Origin of the sequence: Acinetobacter sp. YH12211 (assembly GCF_013418015.1) — a bacterium.
In the GTDB taxonomy this organism is placed as follows: Bacteria; Pseudomonadota; Gammaproteobacteria; order Pseudomonadales; family Moraxellaceae; genus Acinetobacter; species Acinetobacter towneri.
The window spans coordinates 85,540-109,204 of the sequence record NZ_VPCW01000009.1 but is presented as its reverse complement, the minus strand read 5'-3'; the positions used below and the strand labels follow the sequence as shown (position 1 = coordinate 109,204).

At 40.5% G+C, this 23,665-nt stretch carries 19 protein-coding genes; 2 read left to right on the top strand and 17 right to left on the bottom strand.

The features are described from left to right. Nucleotides 1-80: 80 nt before the first annotated feature. The 16 genes from FTU98_RS07010 to FTU98_RS06935 all read right to left on the bottom strand — a co-directional run bounded on the left by FTU98_RS07010 (nucleotide 81) and on the right by FTU98_RS06935 (nucleotide 19,184). Nucleotides 81-983, bottom strand: coding sequence for an ABUW_2363 family tetratricopeptide repeat lipoprotein (locus FTU98_RS07010; protein WP_004973117.1), 903 nt, complete (start codon nucleotides 981-983; stop codon nucleotides 81-83). Between the two features lie 174 nt (nucleotides 984-1,157). Continuing rightward, nucleotides 1,158-1,955 carry a serine O-acetyltransferase gene (cysE, locus tag FTU98_RS07005; protein WP_004973118.1) on the bottom strand — a complete coding sequence of 266 codons (798 nt, stop codon included), beginning with the start codon at nucleotides 1,953-1,955 and terminating at the stop codon, nucleotides 1,158-1,160. Beyond that, nucleotides 1,948-2,796, bottom strand: a complete 849-nt coding sequence (locus tag FTU98_RS07000) for an RNA methyltransferase (protein WP_004973119.1) — start codon at nucleotides 2,794-2,796, stop codon at nucleotides 1,948-1,950. Before FTU98_RS07000 ends, cysE begins: the two co-directional genes overlap by 8 nt. 28 nt (nucleotides 2,797-2,824) lie before the next feature. Further along, on the bottom strand, nucleotides 2,825-6,388 hold the full coding sequence (dnaE, locus tag FTU98_RS06995) for a DNA polymerase III subunit alpha (protein WP_180050795.1): 3,564 nt from the start codon (nucleotides 6,386-6,388) through the stop codon (nucleotides 2,825-2,827). A 188-nt stretch (nucleotides 6,389-6,576) separates the two neighbouring features. After that, nucleotides 6,577-7,272 (bottom strand): methionine ABC transporter permease, encoded by a 696-nt coding sequence (locus FTU98_RS06990; RefSeq protein ID WP_154320676.1) that lies wholly within the window; start codon nucleotides 7,270-7,272, stop codon nucleotides 6,577-6,579. Beyond that, nucleotides 7,269-8,294, bottom strand: a complete 1,026-nt coding sequence (locus tag FTU98_RS06985; protein ID WP_179988649.1) for a methionine ABC transporter ATP-binding protein — start codon at nucleotides 8,292-8,294, stop codon at nucleotides 7,269-7,271. Before FTU98_RS06985 ends, FTU98_RS06990 begins: the two co-directional genes overlap by 4 nt. 74 nt (nucleotides 8,295-8,368) lie before the next feature. Beyond that, nucleotides 8,369-9,241 (bottom strand): MetQ/NlpA family ABC transporter substrate-binding protein, encoded by an 873-nt coding sequence (locus tag FTU98_RS06980; RefSeq protein WP_096900915.1) that lies wholly within the window; start codon nucleotides 9,239-9,241, stop codon nucleotides 8,369-8,371. Nucleotides 9,242-10,031: 790 nt separating this feature from the next. Next, nucleotides 10,032-10,463: a hypothetical protein gene (locus tag FTU98_RS06975; RefSeq protein WP_154320678.1), complete on the bottom strand. Its 432-nt coding sequence runs from the start codon at nucleotides 10,461-10,463 to the stop codon at nucleotides 10,032-10,034. Between the two features lie 492 nt (nucleotides 10,464-10,955). Next, a complete protein-coding gene (purD, locus tag FTU98_RS06970) occupies nucleotides 10,956-12,239 on the bottom strand; it encodes a phosphoribosylamine--glycine ligase (RefSeq protein WP_180050792.1) in 1,284 nt (427 codons plus the stop codon). A gap of 170 nt (nucleotides 12,240-12,409) precedes the next feature. After that, entirely contained in the window at nucleotides 12,410-13,984 is a 1,575-nt protein-coding gene (purH, locus tag FTU98_RS06965; RefSeq protein ID WP_004973127.1) for a bifunctional phosphoribosylaminoimidazolecarboxamide formyltransferase/IMP cyclohydrolase, read from the bottom strand. Nucleotides 13,985-14,076: 92 nt separating this feature from the next. Next, on the bottom strand, nucleotides 14,077-14,346 hold the full coding sequence (fis, locus tag FTU98_RS06960) for a DNA-binding transcriptional regulator Fis (RefSeq protein ID WP_001086304.1): 270 nt from the start codon (nucleotides 14,344-14,346) through the stop codon (nucleotides 14,077-14,079). 389 nt (nucleotides 14,347-14,735) lie between these two features. Continuing rightward, on the bottom strand, nucleotides 14,736-15,590 hold the full coding sequence (locus FTU98_RS06955) for a DUF3426 domain-containing protein (protein ID WP_004973129.1): 855 nt from the start codon (nucleotides 15,588-15,590) through the stop codon (nucleotides 14,736-14,738). A gap of 16 nt (nucleotides 15,591-15,606) precedes the next feature. After that, nucleotides 15,607-16,509 carry a 50S ribosomal protein L11 methyltransferase gene (gene prmA, locus FTU98_RS06950; protein WP_004973131.1) on the bottom strand — a complete coding sequence of 301 codons (903 nt, stop codon included), beginning with the start codon at nucleotides 16,507-16,509 and terminating at the stop codon, nucleotides 15,607-15,609. Between the two features lie 254 nt (nucleotides 16,510-16,763). Next, the gene (locus tag FTU98_RS06945) at nucleotides 16,764-17,645 is read right to left on the bottom strand and encodes a bile acid:sodium symporter family protein (protein ID WP_180050789.1); all 882 of its coding nucleotides are present in this window, start codon (nucleotides 17,643-17,645) and stop codon (nucleotides 16,764-16,766) included. 83 nt (nucleotides 17,646-17,728) lie between these two features. Continuing rightward, nucleotides 17,729-18,640: a bile acid:sodium symporter family protein gene (locus tag FTU98_RS06940; protein ID WP_180050786.1), complete on the bottom strand. Its 912-nt coding sequence runs from the start codon at nucleotides 18,638-18,640 to the stop codon at nucleotides 17,729-17,731. Nucleotides 18,641-18,827: 187 nt separating this feature from the next. Then, nucleotides 18,828-19,184, bottom strand: coding sequence for a hypothetical protein (locus FTU98_RS06935; RefSeq protein WP_004973135.1), 357 nt, complete (start codon nucleotides 19,182-19,184; stop codon nucleotides 18,828-18,830). A 242-nt stretch (nucleotides 19,185-19,426) separates the two neighbouring features. On the opposite strand from FTU98_RS06935, the gene mnmG reads away from it, so the two are divergent. Next, nucleotides 19,427-21,307: a tRNA uridine-5-carboxymethylaminomethyl(34) synthesis enzyme MnmG gene (gene mnmG, locus FTU98_RS06930; protein WP_180008515.1), complete on the top strand. Its 1,881-nt coding sequence runs from the start codon at nucleotides 19,427-19,429 to the stop codon at nucleotides 21,305-21,307. Nucleotides 21,308-21,654: 347 nt separating this feature from the next. On the opposite strand, the gene FTU98_RS13890 is transcribed toward mnmG, so the two are convergent. Then, nucleotides 21,655-22,653, bottom strand: coding sequence for a YafY family protein (locus FTU98_RS13890; RefSeq protein ID WP_004973137.1), 999 nt, complete (start codon nucleotides 22,651-22,653; stop codon nucleotides 21,655-21,657). A gap of 398 nt (nucleotides 22,654-23,051) precedes the next feature. On the opposite strand from FTU98_RS13890, the gene FTU98_RS06920 reads away from it, so the two are divergent. Continuing rightward, nucleotides 23,052-23,651, top strand: a complete 600-nt coding sequence (locus FTU98_RS06920; RefSeq protein WP_004973138.1) for a hypothetical protein — start codon at nucleotides 23,052-23,054, stop codon at nucleotides 23,649-23,651. The last annotated feature ends 14 nt before the right edge of the window (nucleotides 23,652-23,665 follow it).

Genomic DNA, 23,665 nt, shown 5'->3' with positions numbered 1-23,665 from the left:
TAAAGCTTTTTCAATTGCGTAGAAAGCAAAATAGACCGTCGAAACGGTCTATTTTTAGGTATTTTTGTATCGATTTTTTATTAAGTGCGTGGTGCGATCACTTGCCACACATTCCAGCGACCTTGCTTTTCAATTTCAGCAATCAAACGGTCAGCCACTTCGGCTTCTTGCGGGTATTTGATTTTATAGTTTTTCAAAGTTTGTACTGCATTTTTCTTTTGTTCCATGGCAATATAATTGTTTGCCGCAGACAAATAAGCTTCCTGCACACCTGCTTTCATGGCTTTGTCTAAATAAGGAATGGCTTCACGATGACCGCCACCTTCAGACAGACCGAAACCAAACCAGAAATTCGCTTCGGCATCTTCCTGATTAATTTTTAAGATACGCTGCGCATAGTTAAGTGAGCGTGTGGTGTAAACAGAGCCTAAGTCTAGGTTACGTGCCATAACACTGGCTTTAAATGCACGCATCAAAATATCAAAAGAGGCATTTTCATTGGCTGCCAAAGTGTCTAATTGTTGAGTCACTTCTTTGAGCTTTGCCTCGAAACCACGACGTTCCTGACGTTCGCTAAAACGTGGTGGATAGTGACGTGCTTTGCCTTCGACCAATTGTAAGAAGTCATCAATTTCGGTGATGTCAATTTCGTTTTCACCTGCCAAAACTGCAAACTTCAAGCTACGGGCATTGTTATTGACCGTAGGTACAATCAATTTGTTTTGATCTAAGGTAATGCTTTTGCTTGGATCATTTGGGTTAGTAACCACCATTTTAGTCACAGGCTGTGCTGCTGCTTTTTGTAGGTTAATTTCAAATGGTGGTGGGGCATCATAATTAAATGGATTTAAGGCATAGAATGGTGCACTTAATTCAGGTTCGGTAAATACGATAGGTGGTTTTACTTCTTGTTTTGGTGGTGCAACACAGGCGCTAACGAGCGTTGCGGCTAGAATACTGAGTGCCAAAGGCTTAAGAGTCATGGTGTTCTTCCGTTCAATTTATTTTAAAAGTGAGAGGTGATTGTGTCGGATTAAAATATTGCATGTCGGTCAGTCTAAGAAATCTGTTCCGAACATGCAATACAATTGAGGGGGCTTAGTTACACAGTGATACGAAGTTTTTTTAAGTATGTAGGATTGATCAAATAAACAGCCCTATTTACTTTGTGCTTCACACTCACGTCTAACATCTTCAATTATTTTTAATTCTTCTGCACTATAAGGTTGTTCATTTTGCTGTGGGTTTTTAAAGCTTGGGTCAAGTAAAGAGAGACGCTGACATAATAAATTCATACGTTTTTCATTTTGTTCCAAGCGATCTAGTAATACTCGCATGCCGTCCAATACTGGGTCAGATTGGTCCTGCGTTGCTGCATAAGGTTGGAAACCAATACTGGCAGCATAATCACGACGACGTGCTTCCTGATCATCGGCAGGTTTATTTTTCATAATAAAGCGCGCAGGGTTACCCACAGCAGTTGCGCCTTCAGGTACTTCTTTGGTCACAACCGCATTAGAGCCAACTTTGGCATTTTTATGTACGGTGAATGGGCCTAGAATTTTCGCGCCTGCACCGACTACTACGCCATCTTCCAAAGTTGGATGACGTTTGCCTTTATTCCACGTTGTGCCGCCTAAAGTCACGCCATGATATAAGGTGACATCATCACCAATTTCAGCAGTTTCACCAATCACCACGCCCATGCCATGGTCAATAAAAAAGCGACGACCAATTTTTGCACCGGGATGAATTTCAATTCCTGTAGCAAAACGGCTAAATGACGAGAGTAGACGTGCCGACCCCTTGCAGTCTTTGTTCCATAATTCATGCGCCACACGATGCATAATTAAAGCGTGAATTCCTGGATAAGTGGTTAAGACTTCAAGTGTATTTCGAGCAGCAGGATCGCGCGCGAAGACAGCTTGAATGTCTTCTTTGAGCTGTTTAAGCATTAGTTTGATCCTCGTCCTGTGTTGATGTAGATTTTTTCCATGAACCGTTATTCATTGCTTGTACGCGGCTAAAAATACCGCGAAGTAAATGGTATTCCATACGATCTAATTGTATACGTCCGAAAAGCCGACGCAAGCGCAAAGGCAATAATCGTGGATTTTTTGGATCCATAAATTCAATTTCTGCCAGCATTTTTTCTAAATGTGGATAGAACTGTTGCATTTGTTCATGGTTGACCAAAGGTTCATCCCATTGCATCGCTTCAGAATCTGTCACTTGCATCGTCGCTGCAGGATCGGCAATTTTTCCGACAATATCGATGGCAGCCATACGCATTTCATAGCAAATCACTTGAATGGCTTGAGCAACATTGAGCACACCATATTCTTCATTGACAGGAATCGTCACGTGATAATTCGCCAAAGCCAGCTCTTCATTGGTTAAACCACGATCTTCACGTCCAAAAATAATGGCAACATTTTGCCCATGCTGTGCCACAGCATTTAACGACTTTTCTGCCGCAGGGCGTGCATCTAAGAGTGGCCAAGGAATAGTACGACTACGTGCACTGGTGCCAAAGACCAAATGGCAGTCGGCAATTGCATCTTCGAGCTGTTCAACCACTTCAATCTGTTCAATTAAATCGGTTGCACCTGCCGCCAAAGCATCAATATCTGGATGCGGATAGGTTTTTGGATCAACCAAAACCAATTTACATAGCCCCATGGTTTTCATGGCGCGTAAGGCGCTACCGATGTTGGCAGGCAGGGTGGTATTCACCATGACAATACGCACGTGGGAGAGGTGTGCGGCAACAGCTGCATTGTCGGTTTGACTCATAACAAATCCAGATGGGTTAAATTTTTAATTAAGAATATTGATCAACTTCGGTATGGTATAAATCCATAGCATCATCCATGCTCATATCAGCAGGTGGTGGAGCAATCGATGCAGGTTTCGCCACATCGACAGCTTTCGCGGCTTTGGATTTCACTTGATATTCGATATGCAGGCTTTCTTTACCAAAATAGTCACGCAATTTGACCAAGGCTTCATCTAAGGGTGCGATTTTCCACTGAATGCCCAAATGTAATTCTGCAGTGGCATAAGCATAGTCAAGGTGCAATAAAACAGGAATATGCGTGCATAAATCCACATTACAATAAGGCAGCAACATATTTTGTAAGTCTTGACTCAAGGTCTTGCTTAAATGTTCTGCATGCAAGTGAATTTGAATACTATTGGCGCGTTTTTGACGAATTTCATTCAAGCTAAACGCTTTGGTTAAGCGTCCCATTGGGCGGTCAAAACCTTCACGTTCGTAAATTTCGCCTTCAATCACCACCACTTTTTCAGTTTGTACAATATCTTTAAAGCGTTGGAAGCGCTCATGGTTGGCAGATACTTCAATACGTGCCGTACCATCATCTAAAGTGACCACCATCCGATTTGGGAAGTTGGCGACATCCACCACCAAGCCTGCAAAGACGGTGGTCACGCCACGACGGGTTGGCGTCAGTTCATTAATTTTACTTGGAATAAAGGCTTTTAATTCATTGCGATAGACATCAATCGGGTGACCAGTGAGGTAAAGTCCAAGTGTGTCTTTTTCACCTTTAAGTCGGACTTCATCTGACCATGGTTTTACAGGTTTGGCAGGCTTACGTTGTACTTCTTCAACTTCACCAAATAAATCCATGATGCCTGTTTCACGGTTGGAACGTGCTTGTTCCGCCGCTTGTACCGCTTCTGGCAATTGTGCCATTAAACTTGAGCGTTCGATGCCTAAACAGTCTAATGCACCCGCACGAATTAAGGCTTCAAGGGTTCGTTTGTTGATTTTTTTCAAATCAATACGATGACAGAAGTCAAATAAATCGCGGTATGGGCCTTCTTTTTGGCGAGAATCAATCACCGATTGCATGGCTTGTTCGCCCACGCCTTTAATTGCGCCAAGTCCGTAGACAATGGTGCGTTCATCGCTGGCGTGGAAATGATACAAAGACATATTTACCGAAGGTGGTAAAACTTCCAGACCATTGTGGCGACAGTCATCAATCAGGAACACCACGTTATCGGTGTTTTGCATTTCCGACGACATTACCGCAGCCAAGAATTCGGCAGGGTAATGTGCTTTCAGCCATGCCGTCTGATAGGCAACGAGGGCATAAGCAGCCGCGTGGGATTTGTTAAAACCGTAGCCTGCGAACTTTTCCATATAGTCGAAAATATGGTTGGCTGTGGCGGCATCAATGTCTTTTTTCGCAGCACCTTCAATAAAGATTTGGCGCTGTTTCACCATTTCTTCAGGTTTTTTCTTACCCATAGCACGACGTAGTAAGTCCGCACCACCGAGGGTATAGCCTGCACAATACTGTGCCGCCTGCATTACCTGTTCCTGATAAACCATAATGCCGTAGGTTGGTTCAAGCACACCTTCTAGCAAAGGATGCAGATACTCAAACTCGCCACCGTGCATACGGTGAATAAAGTCTGGAATGAGATCCATCGGGCCAGGACGATACAAGGACACGAAGGCAATAATTTCCTCAAATTTGCTTGGGCGTGCTTCTTTCAGCATCTTTTTCATGCCCACGGATTCAAACTGGAATACCGCTGTGGTGTTGGCATTGGCAAAGACTAAATAGGCATCTTTATCGTCCAATGGAATATGGGCAATATCTAGCGGTGTATCGGCTTGGATGCGTTTATTGATATTTTGTACTGCATCTTCAATAACCGTCAGGTTACGTAAACCCAAGAAGTCAAATTTGACCAAACCTGCCGATTCAACATCGTCTTTATCGTATTGTGCAACACGGGCGGTTCCATCAGCATCGCACATAACCGCAGAAAAGTCGGTGATTTTGGTTGGTGCAATGACCACACCACCTGCGTGTTTGCCTGTGTTGCGGGTAATGCCTTCAAGTTTTAAAGCCATTTCCCAAATTTCTGAAGCATCGTCATAGTCTGGGTTAGATGGATTGGTCACCACATCTTTCAGCTGTGGTTCGGCTTCAATTGATTCTTCCAAACTAAGCCCTAAAGGTTTAGTTGGAATCAGTTTAGAAATACGGTCTGCCAAACCATAAGACTTGCCCAAAACCCGTGCGACATCTCGAATCGCACCTTTGGCGGCCATAGTACCGAAAGTGGCAATTTGTGATACCGCATCACGTCCATAGGTGCGTGCCACATAATCAATGACTTTATCGCGTCCTGCAATACAGAAATCGACGTCAAAGTCGGGCATGGATACACGTTCTGGGTTTAAGAAACGTTCAAAGAGTAGTTCATAACGCAATGGGTCTAAGTCGGTAATTTTTAAGCTATAAGCGACCAATGAGCCTGCGCCTGAACCACGACCCGGCCCAACAGGTACGCCATTATTTTTAGACCATTGAATAAAGTCCATGACGATGAGGAAGTAACCCGGGAAGCCCATCGAGTTAATAATATTAATTTCGTATTCAATTCGTTCATCATAAGGTTTGCGAATTTCTGCCCAGTCTTCATCGCGCTGTGTGACAGGATAGAGCACATTTAGACGTTCTTCTAAACCTTGTTTGGATAGGTGCGCGAAGTAGGTATCAATGGTGTGTCCGTCTGGAATTGGATAATCTGGAAGGAAATATTTACCCAATTGCAGCGTGACGTTACAGCGTTTGGCAATGTGATAGCTGTTTTCAATAGCACTTGGAATGTCGGAAAATAATTCCGTCATTTCTGCAGTAGTTTTAAAATATTGCTCAGGACTATACGTTTTAGGACGACGGTTATCCCCTAAAACATAACCATCGGCAATACAAACTCGCGCTTCGTGCGCTTCATAATCTTCACGGCGGACAAAGTGCACATCATTATGTGCCACCACGCCAATATTATATTTTTTAGCTAATTTAACCGCTTCGGCAATAAAAGCATCTTCATCGGGACGATCTGTACGGGTCAGCGCCAAATAGACCCGATTACCAAATTTTTCTATCCATTCTTCTAGCAACGGTTCGGCTTTTTGTGGATTGGACGTGATCAGCATTTTGCCGACATCACTTTGAATGCCGAGTAACAGAATCAGATCATCGGCTTGTTCTAAAATCCATGCTTTATTGATGCAAGGGATATTGAGTTGCTGACCTTCAATATAGCCACGCGACACCAATTCGGTCAGGTTACGCCAGCCGTGATTGTTCATCGACAATAGCGTCACACGATGATCGGCATCATTTAAACGCAGCACTGAACCTAAAATCGGTTTGATGCCTTGCCCCAAACATTTGCCATAAAACTTTACGGCAGCGTGCAGGTTAGAGAGATCGGTCAATGCCAAAGCAGGCATTTCTTCATTGACTGCAGCTTTAATCAAGTCAGGTATGCGTACAATCGACTCGGTAATCGAAAATTCTGTATGTATACCTAAATGAACAAAGCGCATGAATCAGTCCCTTAAAAAATCACGGGTTAGTTTAGCATGCTCTGTTCAAGACAAAACACGCTGCTGTGTTTTTCTGTGGTGAAGTGATCTTCACCCGCTAACACAATTTTCATTTTATGCGTTAACTTTTGCCGTTTCATCGAGTGGGATGAACAGGCTAAGTTATTCGCTATTGAATGATGATTGTTTTATCTGAGCTTAGATAACCAGTCACCTAAACTTTGCACCAATTGCACTAAAATTAATAAGACCACTACTGTAAGTATGACTACACTACTATCAAAACGCTGATAACCATAAGAAATAGCAAGGTCACCAATGCCACCAGCACCGACTGCACCTGCCATCGCAGTTGCGCCAATTAAGCTAATGGTGGCTGTAGTTAGGTTCAAAATGAGTGAGCTGCGTGCTTCAGGTAAAATAAATTTGAAGATAATTTGTAATGGTGTAGCACCCATTGCCTGTGCAGATTCGACAATCCCTTCATTGACTTCAAGTAGTGAAGTTTCTACCAAACGACCAATATACGGGCCGACATAAATGGTCAGCGGTACAATGGCTGCCCAAGTTCCGATGGATGTACCCACTAAAAATTTAGTCAGCGGAATCACCGCAATCAATAAAATAATGAAGGGCAGGGAGCGCAGTGCATTTACAATCGGGTTGAGTCCGTGATAAATCACACGGTTTGGTAAAATACCTGTCGGACGAGTCACTACAAGGGTAATGCCCTGAATAAAGCCCCAGATACAACCAAACAACATGGCAAAGAACACCATATGAAAGGTTTCTTGTAAGGCCGTAACAAATTGGTCAATAGATAAAGAGCTTTTCCAGAAAGGTGTGGTTACCGAAGTCAGCCACTGTACAATTAAATCTCTCATGCTTGTATTCCTGACTGTTCAACTTCAACGCCATTGGCTTTCAGAAACTCAAGCGCCTGTTGAATGACGTTTGTATCACCGAGTAATTGAATGAACATTTGCCCAATCACAGCACCATCAATTTCGGTCATATTGGCAAATAAAATATTCAGGCTAATATCAAACTGTTTAATGATAGCTTGAATCACGGTTTCCTGAGCCGATTTACCTAAAAATTTCAGACAATAAATGCTGTGCTGATTTTGATTTTCCAGATTATTCAAAATATTGATAGGCAATTGTTGCTGCAACACAGTTTGAATGAAGCTTTTAGTGGTCGGGTGTTGCGGCTGACTAAAAATTTCCAAGGTTGAACCTGTTTCAATCACTTTGCCTTGTTCCATCACTGCAACATAATCACAAACCGATTCAATCACATCCATTTCATGCGTCACCATTACAATGGTAATGCCTTGTTCACGGTTAATTTTTTTCAGTAATTCCAGTACAGATTTGGTGGTTTGTGGATCAAGTGCTGAAGTTGCTTCATCGCAGAGTAAAATTTTAGGATGATTGGCTAGCGCACGCGCAATACCGACACGTTGCTTTTGTCCGCCTGAAAGTTCATCAGGATAGGCATCTTTTTTATGTTTTAAATCAATAAACTCAAGTAATTCATTTAAACGTTTTTCACGTTTGGCTTTGTTCCAGCCTAACAGTTTCATCGGCATTTCAATATTGGCAGCCACAGTTTTGGTCTGCAATAAATTGAAGTGCTGAAAAATCATTCCAATATGGGCACGTTCTTGACGCAATTCACGGGCATTGAGTGCAGTAAAATCTTTTTGATGAATGATAACTTGCCCAGCATTTGGACGCTCCAACAAATTGATCAAGCGGATTAACGTACTTTTACCTGCACCACTATAGCCAATAATGCCAAAAATACTGCCTGTTGGAATTTGTAGATTAATTTGATCCAACGCACGCAGTGTTTGACCTTTGAGCTGATAGTGCTTTGAAATGTTTTTAAATTCAATCATATCGTCAAGAAATGTCCATAAATGAAAAAACAGGCAAAGTTCGCTTTGCCTGTTTTGTTTAACGCATTATATTACTATTTTGCTGCTTCAGTGAAATAGCTGACAGGTTTATTTACCGCAACTTTTGTTCCGCCAAAGTGCTGATCAATATATTGCTTCACCGCTTCGGTATGATACAACGCACCTACTTTTTGCAAGATTGGGTCATTTTGACGATCTGCAGCAGTCGCGAGAATATTGACATTCATTTTTGTGCTTTGGTCAATTGGTTCGTAATAAATTGAATCTTTCAGTACGTTCAAACCACCTTCCATTGCAAGGGTGTTGCCCAAGACAATTGCATCGACTTCATCTTTTACACGTACAGCCGTTGCCATTTGAATTGGTTTGATTTGAATTTGCTTAGCATTTTCTACGATGTCTGCAGGCGTGCCTTGAACATTGTCAAAACCATCTTTCAGTTTAACCAAACCAGCCGATTGAAGTAATAACAGTGCACGTGATTCATTGGCACCATCATTTGGAATAGCAATGGTTGCACCTGTTTTGAACTCATCCAACTTTTTCACTTTGCTTGAGTAAATACCCATTGGCTCTAAGTAAGTTGTCGCTACTGGTGCAATTTGATCTTTATTGTTGGCATTAAATGCCACCATATAGGCATAAGATTGGAATGCGTTAAGATCAATTTCTTTATTTGCTACCGCCGTGTTCATTGACACGTAATCGGTGAAGTTTTTCACTTCAAGTTGAATACCTGCTGCTTTGGTTTCAGGTAAGTCGGCAATAAAACGCCAAATATCTGCATCTGAACCAGTCGATGCCATAGTGACAGTGTGTAGAGCAGAAGAATCTTTTTGTGCCGCGTCAGTCGCAGGCGCTTCTTGTTTGCCACAGCCAGCCAAGCCAACTGAAAGACCAAGTACAAGACCAAGGAGCTTTTTCATGAATATATCCCGAGCAAGTTTAAGCAGTGCCTAAAGTTGCCAATGATTGAGAAGAATCAAATCAGCACGATGGATGGAATCGCATGATGATGATTTTGTATGTTTCTCAAATATGTTGTAGGTATTGTTTGAGTACTGAAAAAGTCAGCCCACAGCTCAATCAATAATTTTGAGATGGATGGGCAATTCACTTTTTCAAAAGATGCACCATCATAACAATAAAAAATAATTCTATATAGTGCTGTGTATGTTATGCATATCACTGTTTTACAACAGAAAGCGAATAAGTCAAAATAAGTTCTTATAAATAAATATATTCTGTAAAGATTAAGGATTTGAACAAGTGTTTAAATATTTAGGTGCTTTAAAATTTATTCTGCAATCGATAGTAAAAAACGAGATATGAAATTGTCGGTATGAAATCGGCTTAGTTACAAGAATCAGAACATGGATGTAAATACATAAAAGAAGTTATGAATGATTTTTCCAACGATAATATATCGCCCATATATAAGGCAAACTGCAAAATCAATAACTACTTGGACATCTATTCTTATTTTATCTGGACATTTTTTTCTTTTTTAAGATTAAATAAGACTACATAAAGCCGTGGAATTTTAATTGTTTATTGACCGCGCAACATGAAAAATCACCAAAAAGCTGTTCCGGTGCACTGAACCCTAGAACAGCTTTGACTAAGATATTGATGCTTGCAGGAATATTTCAAGCATTATGTATAACGTGCATTATGTTAATTTTAGAAAATCTTAAACTAAATCAGTTTCTATTTTTAAAATTGTCCCATCGTAATTTGCTTTAACTCTGATGACTTATCAAATTCAAAATGTAAGTAGCTATCAAGTATTTTATATTTCAGCCAACTGTTACTTTCTCTTTCTGGATTTCCAAATAGCTTAACTACAGATTGCTTCGTACTTTTATGATTAATACCTATGATAAGACCTTCTAAAAATGGGTATGGGTAATATTCTTCATTCTCTTTGACGTAGATGAAAATAGTGTCTAGTATTTGATGTTCATTAAATCTGAACGTAACGCCTCTCTTAAAAAATTCCCAATAGGATAGCTTTTCTCCACCAAAATTAGTCTCTGATGTATCAAACTCACTTGCAACAAGAATAACTGCTTTCAAAATATCTGAACTTGATTCTTTAGTTCCAAGACAAGATAAAAAAACTTCTACATCACCTGAAAAATTCACTTATTACATACCTAAATCTAAAGCCTCTTTATCCTTGAGTTTTATCATATTTAAAATGAAATCTCTGATTCAAAGTTAAAATTTTCAAAAAACTATATTCAGTTGACATAATGGTGCTTATACGAAATTGAGTTGTTATTCCCATTTAAAGTGTCCAAGTTAGATGCGATTCTCTGTTCATTTGTTTGTGAAATTTGGTGTCCATTAGAAAAAGAATCTGCAGGCAAACAGAGTAACAATGAACCTATCCCTATAAAAACATAAGCCAAATATATTAATCCTGCAAAAATAAAAAGTATTTGCAATGTAAACTCAACGAATATTGAAATTAAAAATTCTTTGAAGCTTTTTATTTTTTGCATGTTTATTGATCTAAAGTATTTTATAAACGTAGATCATCACAATGTACATGGGTTACAACCTGATAAACAAAAAGCTCGTACAGTGACGAGCTTTTTTATGGACTTAAATTTTTAGGCTAAACTAAAAATTTTAAGCATTTTCACGAGCAATGGCACGATAGCCAATATCTTTACGATATTGCACACCATCAAAGGTAACTTTTTCGCACAGTTCAAGGGCTTTAGCTTGCGCTTCGCCAATGGTATTACCGAGCGCAGTTACACACAGTACACGACCACCATTGGTCACAATCTCACCATCGGCATTGCTTGCTGTACCTGCGTGGAATACTTTCGCATCTGCCATTTGTGTTTCTAAACCAGAAATCACATCACCTTTGCCTGAAGTTTCAGGGTAACCCGCAGTCGCCAATACAATCCCGACAGTTTTGCGTTCATCCCAGTCTGCTTCGGCAGGTAAGTTGCCAGCAATACCTGCTTCAACCAAATCTACCAAAGATGACTTTAAGCGCATCATAATTGGCTGCGTTTCAGGGTCACCAAAACGGCAGTTAAACTCGATCACTTTTGGTTGACCTTTGTCGTCAATCATTAAGCCAGCGTATAAGAAACCTGTATAAACATGACCGTCTTTTTTCATACCTTCAACGGTAGGACGCATCACTTCATTCATCGTTTTTTCAAATACGTCTGCAGTCACGACAGGGGCAGGAGAGTAAGCACCCATACCGCCAGTGTTTGGACCTTGGTCGCCTTCAAAAATACGCTTGTGGTCTTGTGAAGTTGCCATAGGAAGGATGTTGTCGCCATCAATCATACAAATGAAAGAAGCTTCTTCACCGGCAAGGAATTCTTCAATAACTACACGCGAACCCGCATCACCAAATTTGTTGCCTGCTAGCATGTCATCAATTGCATCAAATGCTTCTTGATTGGTCATCGCCACGATCACGCCTTTACCTGCAGCAAGACCGTCCGCCTTGATCACGATTGGAGCACCATTTTTTTCAACAAATGCTTTTGCCGCATCAACTTCGGTGAATACGTCATAGAATGCAGTTGGAATGTTGTGACGTTTTAAAAAGTGCTTGGCAAAGGCTTTAGAACCTTCAAGCTGTGCAGCAAACTGGGTTGGGCCCCAAATTTTTAAACCCGCTTCACGGCAGGCATCTACTACACAATTGACCAGTGGTGCTTCAGGGCCAACAATGATTAAATCAACAGCATTATTTTTGGCAAAGTCGATGATTGCAGGGTTATTTTGAATATCTAACGCTACATTCTCGCATTTGTTTTCTGTTGCCGTACCTGCATTACCCGGTGCAACGAAGACTTTAGCGACTTTGTCATCTTGTGCGATTTTCCATGCCAACGCATGTTCACGACCGCCGCTACCTAAAACTAAAATATTCATCTAAAAATCCCTCAAAGAATAAAATCCCCTAGCGAAGCTATGCTTTTCACCCTTGAAAAGGAAGGAGATTGTGCATAAAAACACAGTTCCCTTACGTGAAAAGTCCCCCTTTTATAAAAAAGGGGGATTTCGGAGGATTATTAAATACGACTTCTAATTAATGAGTTTAATTAGTGACGGAAATGACGCATGCCAGTGAAGACCATTGCAATACCAGCTTCATCTGCTGCTGCAATCGTTTCTTCATCACGCATAGAACCACCCGGTTGAATAATGCATTTGATACCAGCTTTAGCTGCGTTATCAATACCATCACGGAATGGGAAGAATGCGTCAGATGCCATTACTGCACCTTCAACCACTAAACCTGCATGTTCTGCTTTAATGGCAGCAATACGAGCAGAGTTTACACGGCTCATTTGACCTGCACCAACACCAATGGTCTGACGGTTTTTTGCATAAACAATTGCGTTCGATTTTACGTATTTCGCAACTTTCCAAGCAAAGATCATGTCGTCAATTTCTTGTTCAGTTGGTGCACGTTTGGTCACAACTTTTAAGTCATCTTTAGTGATCATGCCCAAGTCTTGATCTTGAACCAATAAACCGCCGTTGACACGTTTGTAATCCATTTGTGGAGCGCGTGCATCAATCGCAGGAAGTTCGCCACATACCAGTACACGTACGTTTTTCTTCGCGCCAGTCACTTCAAGTACGCCATCTGCAATGCTAGGCGCAATGATTACTTCAACGAATTGACGGTCTACAATCGCTTGTGCAGTGGCAACGTCTAACTCACGGTTAAACGCAATGATGCCACCAAATGCAGATTCAGGGTCAGTTGCATAAGCAAGGTCATAAGCCGCTTGAATACCGTCTAAAGATACAGCAACACCACATGGGTTCGCGTGTTTTACGATCACACAAGCAGGTTTTGCAAATGATTTCACACATTCAAGTGCGGCATCAGTATCTGCAATGTTGTTATAAGATAATTCTTTACCTTGAAGCTGTTTCGCTGTAGAAACAGAAGCTTCAGTTGCAGCAGGGTCTACATAGAACGCTGCAGATTGATGCGGGTTTTCGCCGTAACGTAAATCTTGCGCTTTGTTCAATTGTGTATTGAATGTACGTGCAAATTGGTCAGCAGTACCTTCTTCTTTACCTACACGTGCACCTAAGTAAGAGGCGATCATGCCGTCATATTGTGCAGTGTGTTCAAATGCTTTCACTGCCAAATCAAAACGAGTTTCGTAAGACAATGCACCGTTGCTTTTCATTTCTGCAATAACAGTCGCATAGTCAGAAGCATTTACTACAATACCTACAGAAGCATGGTTTTTCGCTGCAGCGCGAACCATAGTAGGGCCACCAATGTCGATGTTCTCAATCGCATCTGCAAGTGAACAATTTGGTTTTGCAACAGTCGCAGCAAATGGATAAAGGTTAACAACAACCAAGTCGATGGCATCAATATTGTGTTCTGCCATGACTGCTTCGTCTAGACCACGACGAGCCAAGATACCGCCATGAATTTTTGGGTGTAACGTTTTTACACGACCATCCATCATTTCAGGGAAACCAGTATGCTCTGATACTTCTACGACAGCAATATTGTTGTCTTTAAGCAACTTATAAGTACCGCCAGTAGATAAAATTTCTACCCCAAGAGCAGCAAGGTCTTGTGCAAATTCAACAATACCTGTTTTGTCAGAAACAGAGATTAAAGCGCGTTTAATAGTCATGATCTTCGTCACAGTTTTCAATTACAGATTAAAACAAACTAGCAAAATGCAGGTAAAAAAAATGCCTGCGGAGGTCGCAAGCATTTTATCACTTATTCACTCATTAAACCGTGAGCTTTTAACTTTTTACGTAAAGTACCACGGTTTAGTCCAAGAATTTCAGCAGCGCGTGTTTGGTTACCGCGAGTGTATTCAAGAACAACAGATAAAAGAGGTTTCTCCATTTCTGCTAACACCATGTCATACACTTGTGAAGGTTGTTCACCTTGTAGTTGTGCAAAATAATGGCGAACTGCGCGATCTACGTGAATACGTAAAGCAACATCAGATTGTGCAGTAAAAATAGGAGATTTGCTATTCATGCGAATTAATCCGAAAATCAGATATCACTGGGATAAAGTGATATATCAATGTGGTCTATAAATTAAATGAACTCCGTTTTAGATCCTAAAACGGGAAGTTCTAAAACTGGAACATTTAGCTTGCCACAACTCTAGGCATTGGTCGAAATTTAAGCGTAACAATACATTAATAATTGTTACAGACCAAAATCAAAACAAAAAATCTACTCTGTACGCGATATATAAAAATAAAGCGCATTAGACAGATCTATATTTGTTGTGAATCTTGCGAGGAGTTTGCAGCACAAAGCTTTCGTGGCGCGTATGATACCATTGTATGAGAAAAAGTGAGCAAGAAAACTGCAATTTTTTTAATTTTTTTCGCTATTTTTTCACTATTTTTTTGTGAATTAAGGCTTGATAATTTCTAAAGTATAGGCATCGAAGTCGTTTCGTGATATTGGAACTAAAATGTCAAACTTAAATGGACTGTTTTTAGGAATACGTTGAATGCTCGAAAGACTTTCGACCAAATACTCCTGTGGGGAATAGATGTAAGTCGATAATGTTTGTTGTTTTTCTTTTAAAGTGACTTTGATATTAGGCAAAGCCAAGCTTTTATCATAGTAATTGATCAGCTCACCCGTAAATTGTGTATTCATACGATCTACACGTTTAACCTTCACGCGATTTGCTGAAATTAAGCTATAGCGTTCTTCTAAACTGCTACAGTTAAAAAATTGACAGACTTGGGTAAACACAGAATTCAGTGCAGGGCTGCTGTTTAAAAACTTTGGGTTAAACCACAAAATTTGGAAGATCAACAAGCCAATCAATAAAAGATTAATAATTCCCCAAAGTAAGTAGTAACCATTGCCATGCTTTTTTTCACTTTCAAGATCAGGCGCAGACAACTTCATGGCAGGAATGTTGCCAATCGGTTCAGTACTGAAATAATTGAGGTTATTCAGATAGGTTTTCAGATCAATATTGGAATGTTCAACTTTACGCTGAAAAATATCTAAAATATGTTGCGGTTGCGCAAGTTCAGCAGTTGCCTGCATAAAACTGCGGTTTTGAATGTGATGTAATTGTGATGTGACTGAGTTTTTATTTTGAGGAAAGGCAAATACCAAATGCGAAAGAGCATTAAAGGTATTGTCGCATTTAGGACAACAAACCATCCCTTGCGCAACGGTCAGCTGCGCAACGGATACTTTATAAACAGTTTGGCATTCAGGGCACTTGGTTTGCTTGTCACTCATAACTCAAAAATTACAGTTAGTGGGGATGGCGTTTCCCAGAAATTCGACACCAGTTTTCTTCACGTTTTTCGACTTGTACTATATCAAAAAATTCAGAATAAACACTAGAAACTTCAGCAACTTGCTCTTCAATTACACCTGCAAGTGCGAACTCGCCCTCAGATTTAATTAAAGTTGCAAACTCTGGCGCAAGCATCATCAATGGGCCTGCCAAAATATTGGCAACTAAAATGTCTGCTTTTTCATTACCGATGGTTTCATTGAACTCTTCTGGAAGTCCCACATATAAGTTTTTAAGTACACCGTTGAGTTCTGCATTTTGTTTGGTCGCTAAAACTGCTTGCGGGTCAATATCAGTCGCATAGACTTTTTTTGCACCGAGCAACAAAGCCGCTACTCCTAAAATACCTGAACCACAACCGTAGTCGATCACGACTTTATCTTTTACATTGGTTTTACCTAACCATTGCAGGCACAGGAACGTACTGGCATGGTTACCTGTACCAAAAGCCAAACCTGGGTCAAGTTTAATATTGACTGCATCTGCCTCAGGTGGTTCTAACCATTCAGGTACAATCCAGAATTTCTCTGCAATCTGGATTGGCTCGTAGTAATCCATCCATGAGCGTTCCCAAACCTGATCTTCCAAAAATTCACTGCGTAAAGGGGCATCTGGCATTTGCGCACGAATAAAGGTTTCTAAGGCTGCAACATCAATTTCTTCACCTTCGTCTTGTGCATAAATACCTGTCACAATGACTTTGTTCCAAAGTGGTGTTTCACCTGGCAGTGGCTCAAGTAAGTCCTGATTTTCCGCATCATCTAAGGTTACGCTGACTGCACCCAATGAACTGAGCAGGGTTTCAGTAAAATCGACTTGCGCTTGATCAACAGTAATATGTATTTGTAACCACTTCACGGAGATAACCTAAAATTTAATGCGAAAGCGCTATTGTAACTGAACTGGTGCAGACGCTGTTATTTTTTATTCGGATTGCGAAAGGGAAAACTCTATACGATTGGAAGTTTCAAATTCGCTTTATGCTTATAGTCGAATAATGTGACAAAAATATAACTCTAAAAAATATAAGTTAAGAATTTGTTTGAACCATCATCGCTCAATCATCCCCAAAACAGTCAAATTGCTGGATTGGGGATGATTGAGAGACTTGTTTAGGATGCAGATTGCTCCGATGCAGGTGTCGGCACAAATTTATTTAGTAATGTGCCTAAAATTGCGGCAAAAATATACATGAAAATAGAATAAACCGCAGCAGGCATGGCAATGGTTGAGCTTGACATAACGGTTAGGGCGATAGTCATTGCAAGGGTACTGTTGTGAATGCCAATTTCAAAGGCGCAGGCTCGGGCTTGTTGGCTATTTACGCCAAAGAAACGCGGGACAAAATAACCAATCAATAAACTGCAGGCACAGAACAGGGCAGTGGCAAGTCCTACATCTGCCAAATAAAGCATGATGTTGTTTCGCTCTTTGGCAATTGCGCCAATAATAATCACAATTAGAAAAACCACAGCAAAAATACGCACAGGTTTGTTTAAGCGGTCTGCCGTTTGAGGGCTAAAATGGCGTACTAACATCCCTAAAGTGACAGGGATAATAATAATTAAAAACACCTGCAATACTTTGGCAAATTGTAAGCCAACTTGTTGCCCATCCTGCATAAAATGTTGAATGGCAAAGTTGACAATCAGGGGCAAGGTAAATGCTGCAATCACGGAATTCACGGCAGTGAGGGTGATGTTTAGTGCAATATCACCTTTATATAAGTAGCTAAATAAGTTGGCTGTTGGCCCACCTGGAGATGCTGCTAGTAGCATGAGTCCGACTGCAAGCAGTGGTGGTAAATTCACCAGTTTACAAATAAAGAATGCAATTGCTGTCAGGACGACCAATTGACAAAATAAAGCAATAAACACTGCTTTGGGGTGTTTGCTCACCCGTTTAAAGTCGTTAGGAGTGAGTTCTAAGCCAAGTCCAGCCATGACCACGGCCAAAGCCAGCGGCAAAAATATTGTGATTAATCCTGAATCCATAAACACTCCTTTGTTTTTACATCTACAATAATTTATTTGATATTTAACTGTTTGTTTAATATGTAGTTAATTTTGCTCACGTTTTAAATTGTATTTTTATTGTGGTTTAAACTCTGCTCCTGTTTGTGTTGATGGGCAAGTTTGGCCGATTGTCTAGCTAACATACTCCCTAAAATAAAGCTGAACATATACATAAAAATGGTGTAAATCGCAGAAGGAATGGCAATTTCAGTGCTTTGCAAAACCGATAGCGCAACGGTTAAAGAAACAGCAGTGTTATGAATGCCAATTTCAAAACAACAAGAGCGTGCTTGTTGATCAGGCACACCCGCCAAATACGGCACAAGATAACCAATAAGTAAACTTAAAAAGCAAAAAAGCGCTGTGGCGATACCAATCGCACTGAAATAGTCAAAGACATTGGCGCGTTCGCGGAAAATCGCATAAAAGAATAAAGCGAAAATGAAATAAATGGACATCAAACGCATAGGTTTGCCCAACTGTAATGCAATTTGTGGCATCGCATTACGCACCGCCATTCCTACACATACAGGCACAATAATCAGTAAAAAAACCTGTGCCATTTTTTCAATAGGCATGCCAATTTGTTGTTGATCGGTCATAAAATATAGAAAAGACAAATTAACAATAAAAGGCAGGGTAAAGGTTGCCATCACAGAGTTCATTGCGGTTAGGGTAATATTTAGGGCAACGTCACCTTTATAGACATAGCTAAATAAGTTCGCAGTAGGCCCCCCTGGTGAGGCAGCAAGCAGCATTAAGCCAATTGCCAATAGCGGTGGCAATTCTAAAAATAAACAAATTGAAAATGCTAAAACAGGCAAAATGACCAATTGTGAAAAAAGCGTTAAAAAAATGACTTTAGGAAATTGATTGACCCGAATAAAGTCTTTAGGCGTGAGTTGTAAGCCTAAGCCCATCATCATCACAGCCAAGGTCAGTGGTAGAAAAAAGGTAAAAAAGCCTGAATCCATAGCACATCCTTTATTTTTTTCTTATGGGTATAATTTTCCCTCTCTTTGCAGTGTAATTGTTTTTTGAGCTTGTGCAATAAACAAAGCAGTCACTTCTTATAAATGACTGCTTTGGTGTTATTTTCATGCTTTCAGTTTGAATGAATACAAGCCGATCTGTTCATGAAAATATAGATTAAGTGATTGATCACATGGCAGCAGGGCGTGGTGGCGTAAAGCCTAAGGCACATTTGCCTTTTAACTCAGTACCATTGACTGTAATGACGGTACTTTGCGCATCTGCCATACAAGAACGGTATAATTCAGGCTCATTGCCTTGTAATTGCACTGCTTTAGATGAACTAAAGAATTGTGGTTCACAGGTACCATTCCAGATAATCCCACGATAAGCAAAGCTTACAGGTGCGCCCTGAGTTTTACCTTTACAGACTTGCTGGAATTTTTGCGCGTTATAGACGGTTTCTACTTTATCATTTGCCTGCACTGCAAATGGACTGAAAAATAAGCCACAAAGCATAGAGGACAGCAAAATTTTCTTATTCATGATGTTTCCCTTTGTTTCTCATATCTGTGCTATTAGGATAAAAAATAGACAAATTAAAACAACGGTGATCTGGTTAATTTTTAGGTCTAAATGTTTTTATGTACAGTAAAAATGCAAATTTGGATTACAAAATATTAATTTTGTAGCGCGGTTAAGCCAATAAAATCGACTGAATCTGTCAACTTATGCCACAAGTTTTGCTATAATATTCCGTCTTTATTTTTTATCTCTCATTGACCATTATGCACTATCCTAAAGTTTACGATGTCATTGTTATTGGTGGCGGTCACGCAGGCACCGAAGCGGCGCTTGCAGCAGCACGTATGGGTCGTCAAACCTTACTCTTAACTCATAACATTGAGACTTTAGGGCAGATGAGCTGTAACCCTGCAATTGGCGGGATTGGTAAGTCGCATTTGGTACGTGAGATTGATGCCTTAGGCGGCGCAATGGCATTGGCTGCCGATAAAAGCGGGATTCAATTCCGTATTTTAAACTCGCGTAAAGGTGCTGCGGTTCGTGCAACACGTGCGCAGGCAGACCGTGTTCGTTTTAAAGCTGCGATTCGTGCCACTTTAGAAAACCAAGCCAATTTAGATATTTTCCAACAAGCAGCCGATGACCTGATTGTAGAAGGCGATACTGTAAAAGGTGTAGTCACTCAAATGGGGATTCGTTTTGATGCGAAAACCGTGGTATTGACCACAGGTACATTCTTGGGTGGTGTGATTCACATCGGTTTAGAAAAATCGAGCGGTGGTCGTGCAGGCGATCCTCCATCAATTGCTTTGGCGGCACGTTTACGTGAATTAAATTTGCCTGTTGGGCGTTTAAAAACAGGTACGCCACCACGTATTGATGCACGCTCAGTCGATTTTTCGGTCATGATTCCGCAGCCAGGTGATTTCCCATCACCAACCATGTCATTCATGGGTGATGTGTCGATGCACCCTGAACAAGTGAACTGCTATATCACCCATACCAATGAACGTACTCACGAAATTATTCGTGGTGGTTTAGATCGTTCACCGATGTATACAGGTGTGATTGAAGGTGTTGGCCCACGTTACTGCCCATCGATTGAAGATAAAATTCACCGTTTTTCTGATAAAGACTCGCATCAGGTATTTTTGGAGCCTGAAGGTTTAGATACACATGAATTGTATCCAAACGGGATTTCAACCTCTTTACCGTTTGATGTGCAGTTCGAGTTAGTTCGTTCAATTCGTGGTATGGAAAATGCGCATATTTTGCGTCCAGGTTATGCGATTGAATATGATTACTTCAATCCACAAGCCTTAAAATTCACTTTGGAAACCAAAGCCATTAATAACTTGTATTTTGCAGGTCAAATTAATGGTACGACTGGCTATGAAGAAGCGGGTGCGCAAGGTGTGTTAGCTGGTTTGAATGCGGCACGTCGCGCTTGGGATCAGGAACAATGGACACCAAAACGTGACGAAGCTTATATTGGTGTATTGGTTGATGATTTGATCACGCTAGGTACCAAAGAACCGTACCGCATGTTTACCTCACGTGCGGAATACCGTTTGATGTTGCGTGAAGATAATGCCGATCAGCGTTTGACGCCAATTGGTCGTGAGCTTGGTTTGGTGGATGACACTCGTTGGGCAGCTTACTGTGAAAAAATGGAAGCAGTAGCACGTGAAACAGGGCGTTTACAACATTTGTGGGCTGCACCAAACAATCCAATGGGTAAAAAATTTGTTGAAATGACAGGTGCAGATTTATCCAAAGAATGTTCTGCGATTGATCTGTTAAAACGTCCAAATATCAGTTTTGCGCAAATCGCAGAATTAACGGGTTCAGACGTTTCTGCACAAGTGGGCGATCAAATTGAAATTGCAGTGAAATATGCAGGTTATATCAACCGTCAGCATGAAGATGTCGCACAATTAAAACGCTTGGAAGAAACCAAAATCCCTGCCGATTTTGATTATGATGCAGTGTCAGGTTTATCGCGTGAAATCACGCTAAAATTGAAGCATGTTTTGCCTGAAACTTTGGCACAAGCCAGTCGTATTCCAGGTGTGACACCTGCCGCAGTTCAATTGGTGATGATCACCATTCGTAAAAATGCACAGTCACGTAAATCTGCTTAAGGTTTGATGGATTGATGAAGAAGCCCACAATTTAAATTGCGGGCTTTTTTATGCGCCAAAGTAAATCAGATGCTAAGCAAAGAAGAAGTTGCGTATAAGAATAAATCTGATTTCGACTGCATATCTTATGATTTCACAGCTAGATCAGGAGCATTTAAAGTGACACTTATCAACATAGATAGGAGCAAAATATGACTTTAAAAAGTATTCGTTATAGTACAGCTGAACTGGCATGCCCACGCTGAACGATGCCGAGTCAATTTTAATTTTAACTTCAATCAGCAATCACAATAATTTGATTTAAAAGAGAACGATAATGCTATCGCCCCAATATATTTGGGGCTTTTTTATTCCTGAGTTTGATGCACCGCATTGGCAACTTCTACAGGTTCAATCTGAATTAGCTTTTTACCAAAACTACGCAACCACCAAACCAATTGTGAGGTAAACGGCACAGTGGCAGTCACCAACACATTACCATTTTCCAGTGTTTCCATAGTTTGATCTTTGCTTAATTGGCTTTCATCGAAGTATATGGCATCAGCTTTTTGCATGGTAAGTTTGAGCTGAATATTTTCAGTAGCTTTACTGAAATCGACTCTAAAACCTAATTCGCCAGATTCAATATAGGCATCAATATCAAAATTAACAGGATGCAAGGCGCGTGAATCTAAAACTTTGGCTGCTTTAAAACGATGCAGGGCAAAGGTTTGAATGTCGGTTTTGTCAAATCGAGTACAGATTAAATAAATCACCGCACCTTTTTGCACCAAAGCCAAAGGATTCAGCACATAAGTTTTTTCTTCGCCTGAATTGCTGCGTGATTGATAAATACATTCTAGTTGTTTGTCTTGGAGCAAGCCTTCATATATCGCCTGTTGTGCATTGCGGTCTACGACTGGTGGAATTAAAGGTTGTGTTGCAGGCACAATTCGCACACGATTAATCCATTGGCGGACATTGTTTTGGGTCGATAGACTGCGTCGTGCCAAATCAAACCATGGGTTCATTTCTTCAATCAAACTTGGCGGCAGCAGATGTTTTAAATGTTCCTCGACCATCATAAACGTTACCGCTTGAGAGCTGGTCATGTGCGGTAAACTTTGAATCGGTGCATCTGAACGCCAGCGCCAACCTTGTGGTACGGTACCATTACTTTCAATTGGAAAGCGCTGAGAAATTTGATTTAAGTCACGTTGAATCGTACGCAAACTAATGTCGATACCTTCACGTTGCAGGACATCGTGTAATTCACGTGTGCCCATCCATTTACCTGTAGAAAGGCGCGATAAAATTTGCCATTGGCGATATAAACTATTCGATGTTTCTTTTTCTTGTATAGACATATTCAATATTTACTAGGTCAATTCATACGGATGAAAACTTGTTCTTCCACACAATAAGAAAACTCGGAATGATTAGCAAGTTTTTTACTGAAAAAGGGCAAAATATAACCGCAGATTTTGCAGTAAATATCACAAAATTTGGACGGGCAAAGTTAATCAAATAATAGAAGTGAATCAGAAACTATGACCTCAAGCCATACTTGGATCAATTAGAAAAGCAAGATTGAATAGTTGTGTTTAAGTGAAAACCTGTCATTGTTTTGTATGGTAGATACAGGTTTATGTAAATAAAAGCGGTCTGAGTGGATGAGTGCTGTAGGTTAATTGGGCAAGGCGATTGAGGTGCTTTATCGCGATGAATTATCAACAGACCTTAGAGTTAGGAGGATGAAACAACCGTGAATTTATCTAGCAGCGATGCGCGAGAAATTTTTTGGTTAGCCCGATATTTAACCCGTATTCAATATGTATGTCAGCAATTTCCATTTAAACAAAATGATGCTGCTTTGACTTATGCACATGCCTTTTGTTTGCCTGCATTTGATGCAGCTTCTTTAAATGAATTGATTTTAAACGAAGAACAGCCTGCTTCATTTGCGATGCAGTTTGAGCAAACACGGACAAAAATTCAAAACTTGGCACAGGTGTTTTCTAAAGCTACTTATGTTGAATTACAGCAATGTATTCAAAATGCGTGCGATAACGCGAGTTATATTTGTGATGTGGTACAAGACTGCGAAGCACTATTAGATGCAGAACCACAGCAGATATATTTATTTTTCCAATTGGGGCAAAAAATTGAACAATTAGACCGACAAATTCGGTTAAAACAATCGACTGAAAAGACTTTGTCGCAATTGGAAATGATTGTGCAATGCCTAAAAGATTTAGGTTGGACGTCGTTTGTAGACGCATGGCAACAGCTGAAACAGCAACCCGATACCATGCATTTTTATCACTTTAGTGATCATATTCAGCACTTACTTTCGGTGGATTAAGCAGAACTTGTCAT